Raw genomic sequence first — 14,181 nt, 5'->3', positions numbered from 1 at the left:
AGCCAAATAATTATTTAATAATTTCTACAGTATTACCGTCTTGTAAGTTAATTTGACCTGTAACAATTACAGTTTCTCCGTCAGATAATCCTTTGATAATTTCCACCTGATCTCCTAAAATTCTTCCTGCAGTTACTTTTCTTAATCTTGCAATACCTTTTTCAACTACAAAAATCTCGTTGCTGCTCACACTTCCTACGAAAGCATTTCTTGGTACAACCATAAGGTGTTGTTTTTGCTGGTTTGATGCAAAGTTTGCAGTTCCGTACATACCTGCTTTAAGGTCGTTGTTTATGTTATTTGTAATTTCGATTTCAACCGGGAAATTTAAAGACTCATCTGCTTTTGCAGCAATAAAAGTGATTTTTCCAGAGAAAGTTTTGTCAGGATAAACACTTGCTGTTACATTAATTTGGTTTCCAACTTTTAAGCTTGCAACCTGATTTTCGTTTACTGTAACTACTAATTTTAATTTAGAAACATTTACAATATCAAACAAAGCAGTTGCAGGCATTCCTGTTAAGATAGATCCCGGCTCAATGTATTTTTTGTTGATGAATCCGTTTATTGGAGCTTTTACTTTAGTATCTCCAACATTAATGTTAGCTTGTTTTAAGTTAGACTCAGCATTTGTTAAAGCTAATTTTGCCTGATCTAATTGTTGTTTTGTAACACCACCTGTTTTAAAAGCATTTTCGTAACGGCTGTAATCGGATTTTGCATTTTGGTAAACAGCCTGAGCTTGTTGCGCACTTACATTAATTACATCACCTCTCATTGTCAATAAAGTTTGACCTACTCTTACATAATCTCCTTCTTTAGCCAAAACGCTAATTACTTTTCCTGATTTTTCCGCAGAGAAAGTCAATTGCTGAATGGGTTGAAAATTTCCGTTAGCCACAAAGTCTAATGAAACTTCTTCTGTTTTTACAGGAGCTACTTTTACTGAAACTGCAGCATTTTTTTCTGCTACGATATCTGTTTTTTCTTTATTCTCTTTCTTATTATTATTTAAGACATATCCAATCACACCCAGCGCTGCGATTATGATTACGATTGTTAAAATAGTTTTCTTCATTTTGTTTAGTTATTTAATAAGAGTTTTAAGTTCGCCTTTTGATTTGATTAGTGCTACTTCGGCAATTTTGTAATTCAATACTGCTCTGGTATAATTATTTTGAGCTTCAAGTGATGCATTTTCAGCATCTAGCAAATCTGTTAATGATGCCAATCCCTGAAGGTAATTGTTTTTTGTGTTGCTTAAGATCTCAAGTGCCAAACGCATATTTTCTTTTTGATTATTGATAGTCACAAGATTATTATCAATTTGAGCCATTGCGTTTCTGTAATCTAAATCAAGCGAAAGTTTGGTATCTTTCATATCTTCCTGAAGCGATCTGATTTCCACATCAGCTTGTCTTACTTTTGCACGAGTTCCGAATCCTGTAAAAATTGGTACATGTAAATTCAATCCAATTGCAGAGAAATCTGACCAGTAAACGCCGTCCTTAGGTTTTGCAAACCAAGGCATTTCAGGTCCCTGTCCAATATAATTGTAACCGGCAGTTAAAGAAAGTGTTGGGTAATATCCTGCTTCAACAGCTTTTTTATTGTACACCAAAAGCTCTTCTTGTTTTTTCAAAAGCAAATATTCTGTTCTGTTTTCAACATTTGGCACTTCTGTTAATGCAGCAGGAACAACTTCAAATTCTTCTTTTGGAATCTCGATTTGAGCTTCAATAGGCATTCCCATATAAAACTTCAAAGCATTTTCCTGTAATGTAATTTGATTTTTTACTTGCTGACGTTCTGTATCAATGTTCGACATTTTTACTACGATACGATCTAAGTCAATTTTTTTAGCCAAACCGTTATCAAATTGTCCTTTTACAATGTCACGAACCTTAGTAGTATTAACATAACTGCTATCTAATAAAACCAATCTTTCGCGTTGTACGTAAACAGAATAATAGTTATTAGCTACTCTTTCTATTACCTGCTCTTCTGTTAACTGATCGTTTATTTGATAAAACTCACGGGTAGATCTTGCAGCTCTTAATCCTGTAAAAACAGATTGATCAAATATTGTCTGAGTTAAAGAAAGTCCTGCAGTTGAAGTCCATTTTTGACCAAATGCTGCCTGAATTGTAGTTCCCGGTGCACCAAATCCCGCACCATCAATTACTGTAGTCTGAATTACCGGATTGTATGTTAAATTTCCGTTGGCAGAAATTTGCGGTAACGCTCTTGATCGTACTTCCTGAATTTTGTACTCACTATTTTCAACCTGTAATTTTGCTTTTTTTGCATCGGCTTTGTTTTCAAGCGCGTATACAACAGCCTCTTTCAGGGTTAGTGTTTTGACTTGTGCGTTGGCAGACAAGCCAATTGAACACAAAAATATAAGAATTATTCGTTTCATAGATTGATGATTAAATAGTAATTTTTTTAAGTTGTTTTTCTAATTCCAGTATTCCTTTTTCAGTTGCCATAGCTCTTGTATGGTATTCTAATGCTTCTAATTCTATTTTTTGTGCTTCTCTTTCTGAGACTGTAGTGGCATTTATATGAAAAATTAAGGTGTAATAAAATTTTACATATAAATCGATATTCAAATCCGGTCTGTATAAACCTTCGCTTATTCCTTTTAAGATATTATCCCTGAAATAATGATTACACTGATCGATTTCATGTGTCATTATATTTTGATAGATTTCAGGATAATGCTTTTTTAACTGATAAAGAGGAGAAGTATCGGTCGCATTTTTAAACATGTCACGAAACATCTCTCTAATTTCAAAATTCTCATGAATGGCGTTATAATTTTTCGCAACGATAGTATCAATAACTTCATGTACTTGTTGATGAACTGTCGAGGTGCTTTCTTCGATCAGAACTTCTTTGTTACAAAAATATTTGTAAATCGTTTTTTTCGAAATACACATTTCGCCTGCAATATCGTCCATCGTAACACTCTTAAAACCAAGTTTTAAAAATAATTCACTTGCTTTTGATATAATTTTCTCTTTCATCTTAATTTTCAAATTGTATCACAAATATAATTAGGAAACTAAAATCAGAAAAATAGTTTCCGTAATATTTGTAATAATTTTACATTAATTTATTCATTCTGTAAGATTTATATACTGAATTCTAAATTTGCAATCAGTTTAATGTCTTTACCTAAAGCTAAACCTCCATTATGATTGAACGAATTATAATCTAAACCAAAATCCTGACGTTTGATATCTCCTTTAATTTCAAAAGCAACTTTTTTCTCGCCATTGTAAGTGTTAACGCCAATAAACTCAGCATCAAGCTCCACTACTCTGGTTACATCTTTTATGGTTAAATCTCCTTTAAAGAAATTGATGTTATTATTTACTTTTTGAAAAGAAGTCGATTTAAAACTAATGATAGGATGCTCATTTACATCAAAAAAATCCTGAAGTTGTAAATAGGTATCGATTTGTTGAAAGCTATCCTTTTTGTTATTGATATCTAAAGAAAACTCAACCGATGCATCTTCAATTTCATTGTCTTCGATGTTCACATAACCATCAAATTTATTAGTCGTTCCTCCCATGTAAGCAATTATCGAATGTCTCATTTTGATTAAAACATCTGATTGGCTAGAATCTAAGGTCCATGTTGTTTTCATAAATATTTGATTTTAGTGAATTTATAAATCATTAAAATTCCCAACGGAAACTTTTACAGTGTTTAGAGTTTCCAATTGAAAGTGCAAATATAGACAGGAAACTCTAAACACCAAAAAAGTTTCCAAGTTTTTTCAAAAATAATTTTAACTCCTTAAGAATTAACGGCTTTGGGGTCATTTCGCAATGGAAACTGTCATTTAAAACTTTAAGAAAGAAATAATTCATTATGAATCGTATCTTTGGAGCTCGCAATTCAGATTATATTTTATGCACGATATTAGCCAATACCAGGATTTTTTTATCAATTATCTCCAAAAACAAAGTATTAATAAAGAGCCCAAAAACCTTTATGAACCCATCGAATATATTTTAGGTCTTGGCGGAAAACGCATGCGCCCTGTACTTACCTTAATGGCTTCGGAAGTTTTTGATACTGATTATAAAGTAGCACTTCCGGCAGCAATGGCGGTTGAAGTTTTTCATAATTTCTCACTGGTTCATGATGATATTATGGATGATGCGCCTTTGCGAAGAGGACAGGAAACGGTACATGAAAAATGGGATCTGAATACCGGAATTCTTTCCGGAGATGCGATGCTGATTCTTGCTTATCAGTATTTCGAACAATACGAACCAACTGTTTTTAGAGACTTAGCAAAATTATTTAGCAAAACAGCCCTTGAAGTTTGCGAAGGACAACAATGGGATGTTGATTTCGAAAAAAGAAACGATGTTACGATTCCGCAATACCTGAAAATGATCGAATATAAAACAGCTGTTTTAGTTGCCGCAGCCATGAAAATGGGTGCTATTGTAGCCAAAACTACTGAAAAAGAAGCTGATTTTATTTATGATTTCGGATTGAATTTAGGCTTGGCTTTCCAGCTTCAGGATGATTATCTGGATGCTTTTGGAGATCCGGAAACTTTCGGGAAACAAGTAGGTGGTGATATTATGGTGAATAAAAAAACTTATTTATATCTAAAAGCACGAGAATTTTCATCAGCTGAAAAAGCATTAGAATTAGAAAAATTATTCAGTTTACAATTAGATGATAATACGGAGAAAATAGCCACTGCAAAAATCATTTTTAATGAATCGGGTGCTTCAAAAGCTACTCAGGACGCCATAGAAATGTATACTTTTAAAGCTTTTGAAACTTTAGAAAAAATGGATATTAACGCCGAGAAGAAAAATATTCTTAGAACTTTTGGCGAGAATTTAATGGGAAGAAAGGTTTAATTTTAGTCTCAGTCTCAGTTTTCAGTAAAGTCTGTAAGCTAAAATTTAAGCCACCGATTAAAAGGATTTCAAGGATTAATCTGTGAAAATCTTTTAATCTGTGGCTTTTTTTGCGCAAAGTAAACCCGAGAGGTTTTAAAAATCTGTAGGGTTTCTCATTTTTAGACATTAAAAAAGTTCATCCGGATCTACCAAATTGGATAATTTTTGTTTTAGATTACCTTCTAAAATAGTCAATCCGTATTGGTATGAGGCGTTCATCCAACCGAAACCTTCTTCGGTTATAAAATCAAATTCGGTTCCTACGTTTCCATATTCTGCAAAGATTTTGTGCGAGCTTATCGATAAATCAAATTTCTCAGGAATAGTTCCGTTATAATCCACCGCGTTTCTGGTAATCAGCCAAAGCCAGCGATAGACCATTTCCTGTGCTTCTTCGTTGAAATTATAATTAAGTAAACCTTCCCATAAAAGCATTTGATGCGGCGCCCAGCCAAACGGATAATCCCATTGGCGAATTGGTGCATTTTCGTCTACGCCGGCAATAGATTCTTTGGTGCTTCCGGCAATTCCGCCTTTCATTTTAAACCTTGGCAATGTCTTTTTTACCAAAATCTCAGCTTGTTCCGGAGTACTAATTTTTGCCCAAAGCGGGTAAAATGTTGGAGCGGCCTCAAAAAAATGCTGTTCTTCGTTTACAAAATTGTAATCCAGATAAACTCCGTTTTCGGGATTCCAGCACAATTGATTGATTTTTTCTTTCCTCGAAGCAGCTTTTGAGAGCCAATATTCACTTGAAAAAGATTTGTCTTCAAAATACTGAAACTCATTTTTAAAGTACTTTTTAATCAAAAAAGCAATATCAGTTTCATACTTATACAACAAACTATTGATCGCTACTGTATTCAAATTGGCGCAAACTCCCACCAATCTGTTTGTTGTATCATGTCCGCTTTCGCGCATACTGCGATCGTGAATAAAATACTTATCGAGTTCAGGATCTACTACTTCTCTTTCGAGATATTTCTTTTCAAATTCGCGTGTTGAGAGATTATACTTTGGTGCATATTGCTCTAAAATATCATCAAAATGTCCTTCTTCTACCTCAAATGGAAGTCCGATTCCTTCTGCTTTATAACGATTTAATCCGTTTGCGGTAAGTCGTTTCCCCTCTTCCATCCAAACCGTTTGATATTCTTTTATGGCAGTTTTCAGATGTCTTTCGATCCAGAAAATATCCGGATTCGACTTTTCTAAAACATCCATAATCAGGGATGTATAAAGCGGCGGCTGTGTGCGGGTTAAATAATAACTTCTATTCGCGTTTAGAATTTTTCCGTAATGATCAATCTGATATTTAAAATTTTCTGCAATCCCCAAGGCAAGTTCAATTTTATCATCGATCAAAAGTCCTTTGGCAATAAAATAGCTGTCCCAACCGTACATTTCATTGAATCTTCCGCCAGGAACCACAAAGGGAACTCCGGAGATTTCATTGTTCTTAATTTGAAGTGCCAAAGCTAAAATCCCTGGTTTTTTATTTAGCGATAAAACATAGTCAGGCGAAATGTTTTTATGCATTTGTACCACTTTTAATTTTGGTGTTGCAGCTTCTAATTTCTTGAAATAATCAAAAACTATTTCGTCACCAAATGGCACATACAAATACGCCAGTTCGTTTTCGATTTTATTGTCTTCTAGAATTTTCTTTACACCATCAGCATCAATCGTTCTGGTAAGACCTTTCCAATACAGATTTTTTATTTTTCCTGAAATTCTTTTTACCGGATCTTCCGTAATTTCATCCAGATTAATTTCGGCAAATTCGGTATTGTTTTTTTTGGCCAAAGCCAGTTCCTGCAACAAATTCGAAAGCTGATAAGTTCCTTCAATCAAGGCAGAATTTCCGTTTTCATCATGCAACAAAAACTTTTTTGGGCCATTATCATCGATCGTTATTTTTTTATCGCCATCAGTATCTTCCTGAGCCAATAATTTTTCGATGGTTTGGAGTATATGTAATTTAAATTTCATCTTTTGCAGTTATTTTTTTGAGAATAAAAAAGGATATTAATAATAAAGACATTGGAATTAAAGTAAAATAAAATGCGTTTTCCGGCCCTTCATTTTTAAACAGCCAACCTGTTATTCTGGAACCTAATGTGCCACCAAGAGCAGAGAAAATCACAATTAATCCAGTCATCGAACTTTGCAGATTCTTTGGTAAAGCACTTAATACAATCGAATTTAATAAAGGATAAATAGGCGCAATAAACAATCCGATTAATGGAAATGCAAAACCTATTAAAGGTATATCTGAAAGTGTATCGATGTTTTTTACCTCGAGACCTACGGTTTTAGGAAGTACAAAAACAACAATTAACATGGCCGAAAAAATACAGAAACTTAACACCCAGATCCAGTTGACTTTTTTGGTTACAATACCTGCAATTAATCTCCCAACAGCTAATGAAATAGCCAAAATACTGGCCATCATTATGCTAATATTTTCTGGTAAATGAAGCACTTTTGTATTGAATGTTGGCAACCACGAAAGGATTCCCTGCTCGATCATGACAAACAAAAAGACACAAATCACAAAAATAACGGTAAGTAATTTTGCCATTAATTTGAACATTTGCAGGAAATCATCTTTAAGGTTTGCTCCTGCTGAAACTTCGGGCTCTTTGAATTTTACAAAAAATAAAAACAGAAATGACAAGAACGATAATCCCGCCAAAAACCAATACACATTCAACCATGAATCAGGATCTTCTTCGTGATTAAAAGCCGGAAATAAAAAATAGGCCAACGCAATTCCAACCATAAAAAAACCTTCGATACTGCTCATTAAAGCATTGTGCTCTTTTTTGGTTTCGGTCACGGTGCCTATCAGTGAATAAACCGAAACTTTAATCAAGGCAAAGGAAACCCCAACGGTTGCAAAAAGAATCTTAGCATTATCGAATGAGTTTCCAAAATACATAGAAATACAAGCCAAAGTCACCAAGGCCAAACCTATCAACATCGATTTTCTATAACCTATTCTTGGTAAAAAAGAGGCTATAAAAAATGATACAATAGCAATGGGCATGTCTTTGAAAGCTTCCAAAATACTGGCCTGAACTTCATCTACTCCGTAATTTTTCTGTGATTTTAGGATCACAATACCTACACTATTCAATAAAATAGCGAAGACAAAATAATTAAGGTAAAGAGAGATTTTAATTCCTATGTTTTTCATTTTTTTTATTTGTTTGTCTATGCTGTGTGGTTACTGTACGGAGACGCACTGCTGTGCGCCTCTACAGTACTGTAACTATATTACGTTGAATTTATTAAAAATTAATCGCTACCGAAAATCTAAAGGCGCGTCCTAAAATAGGTCTTGCCATAAACACATCGCTTGCCGCAGATGTTGTTTGTCTCGGATCTCCTTCTGTTAAACCTATTTCGTTGAATAAGTTCGAAGCATCTACTGCAAAACGAAGATTATTATAGGTATAATTTAATCCTGCCCCAACTTCTTTATAGGCTGGCAAAACTTGTTTATTATCCTGATTTGTGTATTTTTTATCATAATAAGAGAACTGAACATAAGCCGTAAGATCTTTTGTAATATCAACTTCCGGTCTTAGATTACAGAAAAATTTAGGAATTCTTCTGGCCGTATTTCCGTTAAAATCAAATGTAGAACCATCAGCATTTGTTCCTGTAAAATTATCGTATTCCGGTTTTTGAACAGTGAACGTAAAGTTCAGTTTTACAATACTATATCTTGCATTCGTTTCTACTTCAAGACCAATATTGTTTACATCAGCAAATTTATTCTCAGAAGATCCGTCAGATAAAATATCCGTGAAAGCAACATTTTTTAAATTCATGTGAAATAAATTCGCATTTACTGAGAAGAATGAACTGGCGTATTTGTAACCTAATTCAAACTGATTTACTTCTGTATTTTCAAGCTTGCTTAAATCTGCCGCATTATCATAAAAAGATTCTTCGATTGGAGATCTAAATCCGTGGCTATAACGAACATATGAAGCCATTTTATCATTGAATTTATAGTTTCCTGCGGCTGTATAAGACCATTCGCTCACATCATATCTCCAATACGTATACGGATTTCCTTTTACCGTTGTTACTGCATCATCGGCTGTATTGTTGTCTAAAATTCCTAAATTCTCAGCAAAAAATCTTGCATTGTCTCTGTAACCAGAATATTTGTCTTTGTTGTACCTTAAACCTGCGTTGAAGGTCAAATTATCTGTTGCTTTAATTTCGGCATCAGCATAAATATCATTCAAAACTCCTTTGGTTTGTGCATCTCTTTCTAGCCAGGTGATTCTTTCTACACCATTCCAGGTATGATCTACTCCACTTGTATTGTCTTTTACATTTAATAATCTTGGGTTGTCTGAAACACCTACTAAATAAGAATTCCAGTTCCAGTATTGATTTGATTTCCAGTTCGAATAGTAGTAACCCGCTGTTAATTTCACCGGATCTAAATCAAAATTAAAAGAGAAATTATTCGCAAAATTGTTCATCTTTTTCTCGATATGCCAAAGATCTGCTCTCATGATTAAAGCATTTGGATCCAGCCTTTGTCCGTTATCTACATAAGAATACGTTAGATTACTAGCTGTTGTATTTTGAACATCTGCTGCATAGGCATCTTGTGTCCACGGTCCTCCATTTGGGAAAATCGCATTGTAATTTAAATCGATGTTGGTGTTTTTGAAAGCATTTTTGAACGTTACTTTCTCCGATATTTTCTTTTTAAATTCAGCTCCAATAGAGTTGATAATTGGGTGAGAACCATCTTCTAAATCTGCGCTAAAAGTTCCGCCGCCATATTGAGGTACATTTAAGTGACTTAAATTTACTGAAGTCAACGTTCCGTAATTCGGGTTAAATCCAGGGATTCCTTCTACTTTTCCGTTAGTGCTTTTTAGCGGAATTGGTAAATAGAATGTGTTTCTGTCGTCAAGATGTTTGAAGTTTACTCTCAAATAATCGTCATCATCAAATTTGTAGGTGATGTTTCCTTTTATTTGTCCGCCTTTATTGGCTGTAAAACCAGTATTTCTAACTCCGTTATCGGCCCTGTAAAAACCTCCAACATTAAAAAATAATTTGTCCTTAATTAAAGCACCTGATAAATTAAGATCAGTTCTGAACATTCCGTAATCTGAAGTCGTGAATTTTGCTCTTCCCATAAATTCATTCTGACCTGTTTTAGAAATAAAATTGATAATTCCTCCAGGAGCGTTATTGGCAAAAATTGAGGCAGAACCTCCACGAACAGCTTCCAATTTACTTACCGTTTCGTCTAGTCTGTAAAAAGTATCGGCATTGGCAAATTGCAAAGCTCCATCTTCAAAAACCGGTAATCCGTCTTCCTGAATCTGCACATATTCGTAAGCTCCCGCAGACGGAATTCCTCTTGCAAAAAGGTTGTTTCCTATTTCTCCTCCAGATGCTTCTACTACAAATCCGGGAATGGTTTGAAGCAATGCCGCTGTACTCGATGGCGCTCTGTCTTCGATCGCTTTGGCGCCCATTGTCGTAATGGCAACACTAGACTCCAATTTTGATCTTGGCGTTGACGATCCTGTAACGACAACTTCTTTTAAGCTTTGTGATTCTGCTTCAAGCAATAAATTTACCTCTAGGGATTCTCCTTGTTTTATGGCAATTTTTTTCTCGAAGGTTTTATACCCCACATTGGTTGCAATAACGGTATACGTTCCTGCTTCAACATTCGAGAACGAATATCCTCCGTTTTCATCTGTAACGATACTTTTGCCCGTTTCCTTAATCGATACGTTTGCTCCGGGAACGGTTACTCCGCTATCGTCAAGCACTTTTCCGGAAACTGTATTGGTATTTTGGGCAAACCCTTTATTTGGTAAAAAAAATAGGCAAAACATTAAAAATAATGTACCTAAATACTGGTGTAGCTTTTTCATTTTTTTGTTCGGTTAGTTAGTAATTATGGTTATCACTGTCAAACTTAACTACAAATCATAAAGGAATTTACGAATTAAAAATCGAAAACGTTTTCGAAAAGACCTAAAACGTTTTCGGAACTTAAAAACTTACCAATACAGTTTATTTTTAGTACTTTTATTTCATGAATGACACAAAATTAATAGATATAGCCTCGGCATTAGGAATTTCGGTTACTACGGTTTCAAAAGCGTTAAAAGGATATACGGATATTAGTAAATCTACACGCGCCAGAGTTATCGAAATGGCCGAAACGATGAACTACATCCCCAATTCTGTTGCAGTAAATCTTAGAACCAATGAAACCAAAACCATTGGCGTTATTATTCCGGCTACCGTTCATCACTTTTTTTCGAGTGTATTAAATGGTATTCTCGAAGAAGCCGAAAAAAGAGGATATCTGGTCATTATATTACAATCAAACGAAAAATATGAACTCGAGAAAAAACAGCTCGCTTTATTGATTCAAAAACGAGTTGACGGGGTTTTAATGTCACTCTCTAACGAGACAGACGATTTTACCCATATTAATGAAGCTATCCGAAAAAATACTCCCGTAGTTTTATTTGATAAAATTGCCAAAAGAGTAGATTGCTCCAAAGTAGTTATTAATGATGCGAAAGCAGCTTTTGATGCCGTTTCTTACCTTATTAATAAAGGATATAAAAAAATTGCTCATTTTAGAGGTTCGTATGTTCCGCAAAACTCGATCGATCGCTTTTTAGGTTATAAAAGAGCGCTTGAAGCACACGGAATTGAGTACGATTCGAAATTGGTTTATGTTTGCGACAACAATACCGATTTTGAAGACGGCTACGAAAATGCCCAAAAAATAATGACCGAAAATCCAGATATCGATGCCATTTTTGCCATTACTGATTTAGTAGCCATAGGAATTATTAAATACTTTAATGAAGCCGGAATAAAAACGCCTGAACAAGTAGCCGTTTTTGGCTTTAGCAATTGGTTTATGAGTACGGTTATTTCGCCAAAATTAACCACAATCGATCAACCCGGATTCGAAATGGGACATCAGGCGGTTTCCCTTTTAATTGATGAAATTGTAGACATAAAAGAACATCGTCCGGTAACGCATCAAATTATTGAACTTCCTACAAGAATCATTGAGCGAGAATCGACAGTTAAATGATTTTTTAATTCTAACTTTGCCTCAATCTTAAAAAGCATCAATGTTTCCGATTCCTGAAAATACCGATTTTTTATTGGCTGATGCCGAAAAAGAAAATCTATATCTAAGCCTTGTTGAGCAAATCAATAAAGACTTTAATTTGGCCAATGAAGGAATTGATTTCCCGATGAGCATTTCTCCCGAAGAATTAAAAATTCAGCTTCACGAAAAAATCTACCGAATGATTCAGTACAAATTTGCTGAATATCTGAACCTGCTTTATATTATTGATGTATCTGAAAGTGAAATCAAAAAACTAGACGGATCAGATTTGGTTGTTCTGGCTGAACAAGTTTCCTTTTTGATCTTAAAAAGAGAATGGCAGAAGGTTTGGTTTAGAAAACATTATTCTAAGTAAGTTGCCAAGGTTCTGAGATGCTGAGATACTAAGTTTGTAAGTTTTATTTTTACTCCTTTGTTGGTATTTCATATAGTTTAATAAAGAGTTCCAGCGCGTTGTTTAAATTTAAAACTTTATCTAAAATTGGTTGCAAAGATTCCGGAGCATCTTCAATAAAATAGTCGATATGAAATTTTAATGTTTCCCCTATCTGGAAACGATCACCTATTTTAGGTGGAAGTGAGAACGATCTTAATTGAAGTAGTTCACCACTTCTTGCCTGATCACGAAAAAACCAGGACAGAAATTCTAACGAGATTAAACTCTCAGAAGATTTATCTAATGTGAATTCGAATTGCAACATTACTTCATCTTTCAGTCCACCATCTGTTCTTAATAAAGTAGCAAGAGGTAGATGAGAAAGTGATACATCACCCAAATCAGAACCTTTTATCCCTTCTAAATTATCAATTCCACTGCTAACATTTTCTATTCCTTTTAAACTTCCTAATGTTTTTTGAAATAAATCTATCTCTTCTGGATATTCTCCCATTCTAAGTTTTACTATTTGGTCTTACAATATTTTTTAATTTGTCGAATTCAGACCAAAGTCCAAATCCGCTAGTATCTAGTTTACTTCCGATAATCTGGTAACGACCACATTTAAAACAAATCTTTGCTATTCCAACTGTTTTTTCCTTCTTTTTAAAAATAAAAATATCACGATATTCAGCTACACAAGCATATCCTTCGGTCATTAACGAATCTTTGGCGCTAAAAACATTTTGAATATCTTTTTCTTTATTTATGGATAAGTTTGATTTTTTATAATTGTGACTTAATAGTATTTTCTCGAAATTTTCTTTTGGAATACTATCCGGATAATACCGCATATATAAATTAGAGAATTCTTTTTCTTTTTTAGTAACGGGATCTTTACTAGTAAGTTTCACAAAATCCTCCTCAGAAAAATTCAAATAATAATGATCGATTTTATCTGAATCGAAAAAAGGTGTCAATTCTTTCTCTACAACTTTTTTATCCGCAACATCTACTTTAGTAAAATTGTTACAACTCGAAATAACAACAATAATAAATACAAAAATATATCTCTTCACTATTAGATTTTTTTTTAAAACCTTTGAACCTTTAAAAGTAAACTCTCACAAAAGGCATAAATCCAGATCCATACAAACTTCTATCAGGATCATACAAAACATCATAACGTGCACCAATAGTGACATTTCCGGTTCTGTAACCTGCACCAAGATACAAGGCAGTATTCCAATAATTATCCGAATAACTTGGTCTGTAAGGAGTCGAATTATAATCTGTATTTACTCGCACCTGCTCTAACTCTGCAGACAACTGAATTTCCGGAATTGGATTTACAAGCCCCACCACACTTCCTCCATAAACAAAAGAATTGTAGTAACTTTTAGAAGATAAATAACCAAATTGCAAACCAACACCCACAGCCACAATTTCGTTTACATTATAAATGGCACTTGGCATTACAGAAATATCAGTATAACCTGATCCAATTCCTAAACCAAGTCCTCCACCAAACTGAACTTTGTCCCAGAAATCACTGCTATTGTCAATAACGTATTTTTGCTGCGAAATTACTGAAGTTGAAAACAACAGTACCAAAATCACAAAAAAAGGTTTGAAAACGATTGAAATTTGATTATAATTCATAGTTGAGTCTATTTTTAACAAATTTTTAC

At 34.1% G+C, this 14,181-nt stretch carries 13 protein-coding genes; 3 read left to right on the top strand and 10 right to left on the bottom strand.

Annotation, left to right across the window (positions count from 1 at the left end):
• Positions 1-10: 10 nt before the first annotated feature.
• From IRZ78_RS03520 to IRZ78_RS03505, 4 genes are all read right to left on the bottom strand, one after another.
• Entirely contained in the window at positions 11-1,078 is a 1,068-nt protein-coding gene (locus tag IRZ78_RS03520) for an efflux RND transporter periplasmic adaptor subunit (protein ID WP_194615201.1), read from the bottom strand.
• Between the two features lie 9 nt (positions 1,079-1,087).
• On the bottom strand, positions 1,088-2,422 hold the full coding sequence (locus tag IRZ78_RS03515) for a TolC family protein (protein ID WP_194615200.1): 1,335 nt from the start codon (positions 2,420-2,422) through the stop codon (positions 1,088-1,090).
• Between the two features lie 10 nt (positions 2,423-2,432).
• Positions 2,433-3,032, bottom strand: a complete 600-nt coding sequence (locus tag IRZ78_RS03510; protein WP_194615199.1) for a TetR/AcrR family transcriptional regulator — start codon at positions 3,030-3,032, stop codon at positions 2,433-2,435.
• Between the two features lie 107 nt (positions 3,033-3,139).
• Positions 3,140-3,661 (bottom strand): YceI family protein, encoded by a 522-nt coding sequence (locus IRZ78_RS03505; protein ID WP_194615198.1) that lies wholly within the window; start codon positions 3,659-3,661, stop codon positions 3,140-3,142.
• A gap of 268 nt (positions 3,662-3,929) precedes the next feature.
• Here IRZ78_RS03505 and IRZ78_RS03500 point away from each other — a divergent pair, with 268 nt between their 5' ends.
• Positions 3,930-4,904, top strand: a complete 975-nt coding sequence (locus tag IRZ78_RS03500; protein WP_194615197.1) for a polyprenyl synthetase family protein — start codon at positions 3,930-3,932, stop codon at positions 4,902-4,904.
• Between the two features lie 168 nt (positions 4,905-5,072).
• Here the strand turns inward: IRZ78_RS03500 and IRZ78_RS03495 are convergent, their stop codons facing one another.
• The 3 genes from IRZ78_RS03495 to IRZ78_RS03485 form a co-directional block, all read right to left on the bottom strand.
• Positions 5,073-6,938 carry an alpha,alpha-trehalase gene (locus IRZ78_RS03495; protein WP_194615196.1) on the bottom strand — a complete coding sequence of 622 codons (1,866 nt, stop codon included), beginning with the start codon at positions 6,936-6,938 and terminating at the stop codon, positions 5,073-5,075.
• Positions 6,928-8,148: an MFS transporter gene (locus tag IRZ78_RS03490; RefSeq protein WP_194615195.1), complete on the bottom strand. Its 1,221-nt coding sequence runs from the start codon at positions 8,146-8,148 to the stop codon at positions 6,928-6,930. The genes IRZ78_RS03495 and IRZ78_RS03490 overlap by 11 nt, the downstream gene beginning before the upstream one ends.
• Positions 8,149-8,242: 94 nt before the next feature.
• Positions 8,243-10,882: a TonB-dependent receptor gene (locus IRZ78_RS03485; protein ID WP_194615194.1), complete on the bottom strand. Its 2,640-nt coding sequence runs from the start codon at positions 10,880-10,882 to the stop codon at positions 8,243-8,245.
• A gap of 164 nt (positions 10,883-11,046) precedes the next feature.
• On the opposite strand from IRZ78_RS03485, the gene IRZ78_RS03480 reads away from it, so the two are divergent.
• Both IRZ78_RS03480 and IRZ78_RS03475 read left to right on the top strand, forming a co-directional pair.
• The gene (locus IRZ78_RS03480) at positions 11,047-12,072 is read left to right on the top strand and encodes a LacI family DNA-binding transcriptional regulator (protein WP_065451582.1); all 1,026 of its coding nucleotides are present in this window, start codon (positions 11,047-11,049) and stop codon (positions 12,070-12,072) included.
• Positions 12,073-12,112: 40 nt separating this feature from the next.
• Positions 12,113-12,469 (top strand): hypothetical protein, encoded by a 357-nt coding sequence (locus IRZ78_RS03475; protein WP_194615193.1) that lies wholly within the window; start codon positions 12,113-12,115, stop codon positions 12,467-12,469.
• A gap of 49 nt (positions 12,470-12,518) precedes the next feature.
• On the opposite strand, the gene IRZ78_RS03470 is transcribed toward IRZ78_RS03475, so the two are convergent.
• Genes IRZ78_RS03470 through IRZ78_RS03460 form a run of 3 tightly spaced genes read right to left on the bottom strand, consistent with a single transcriptional unit; the run spans position 12,519 to position 14,152 of the window.
• The gene (locus IRZ78_RS03470; protein WP_194615192.1) at positions 12,519-13,004 is read right to left on the bottom strand and encodes a hypothetical protein; all 486 of its coding nucleotides are present in this window, start codon (positions 13,002-13,004) and stop codon (positions 12,519-12,521) included.
• Between the two features lies 1 nt (position 13,005).
• Positions 13,006-13,569 (bottom strand): hypothetical protein, encoded by a 564-nt coding sequence (locus tag IRZ78_RS03465; protein ID WP_194615191.1) that lies wholly within the window; start codon positions 13,567-13,569, stop codon positions 13,006-13,008.
• Positions 13,570-13,600: 31 nt separating this feature from the next.
• Positions 13,601-14,152 (bottom strand): hypothetical protein, encoded by a 552-nt coding sequence (locus IRZ78_RS03460; RefSeq protein WP_194615190.1) that lies wholly within the window; start codon positions 14,150-14,152, stop codon positions 13,601-13,603.
• Between the last annotated feature and the right edge of the window lie 29 nt (positions 14,153-14,181).

Source organism: Flavobacterium sp. CSZ (genome assembly GCF_015350725.1).
In the GTDB taxonomy this organism is placed as follows: Bacteria; Bacteroidota; Bacteroidia; order Flavobacteriales; family Flavobacteriaceae; genus Flavobacterium.
Note: the sequence above shows the minus strand (reverse complement) of the source record. Positions and strands in the feature narration are given on the sequence as shown.

Bases quoted from the DNA above. Each gene is read 5' to 3' on its own strand.
- IRZ78_RS03495 (WP_194615196.1), bottom strand. From the start codon at position 6,938: ATGAAATTTAAATTACATATACTCCAAACCATCGAAAAATTATTGGCT.
- IRZ78_RS03510 (WP_194615199.1), bottom strand. From the start codon at position 3,032: ATGAAAGAGAAAATTATATCAAAAGCAAGTGAATTATTTTTAAAACTT.
- IRZ78_RS03485 (WP_194615194.1), bottom strand. From the start codon at position 10,882: ATGAAAAAGCTACACCAGTATTTAGGTACATTATTTTTAATGTTTTGC.
- IRZ78_RS03505 (WP_194615198.1), bottom strand. From the start codon at position 3,661: ATGAAAACAACATGGACCTTAGATTCTAGCCAATCAGATGTTTTAATC.
- IRZ78_RS03470 (WP_194615192.1), bottom strand. From the start codon at position 13,004: ATGGGAGAATATCCAGAAGAGATAGATTTATTTCAAAAAACATTAGGA.
- IRZ78_RS03490 (WP_194615195.1), bottom strand. From the start codon at position 8,148: ATGAAAAACATAGGAATTAAAATCTCTCTTTACCTTAATTATTTTGTC.
- IRZ78_RS03520 (WP_194615201.1), bottom strand. From the start codon at position 1,078: ATGAAGAAAACTATTTTAACAATCGTAATCATAATCGCAGCGCTGGGT.
- IRZ78_RS03460 (WP_194615190.1), bottom strand. From the start codon at position 14,152: ATGAATTATAATCAAATTTCAATCGTTTTCAAACCTTTTTTTGTGATT.
- IRZ78_RS03475 (WP_194615193.1), top strand. From the start codon at position 12,113: ATGTTTCCGATTCCTGAAAATACCGATTTTTTATTGGCTGATGCCGAA.
- IRZ78_RS03480 (WP_065451582.1), top strand. From the start codon at position 11,047: ATGAATGACACAAAATTAATAGATATAGCCTCGGCATTAGGAATTTCG.
- IRZ78_RS03515 (WP_194615200.1), bottom strand. From the start codon at position 2,422: ATGAAACGAATAATTCTTATATTTTTGTGTTCAATTGGCTTGTCTGCC.
- IRZ78_RS03500 (WP_194615197.1), top strand. From the start codon at position 3,930: ATGCACGATATTAGCCAATACCAGGATTTTTTTATCAATTATCTCCAA.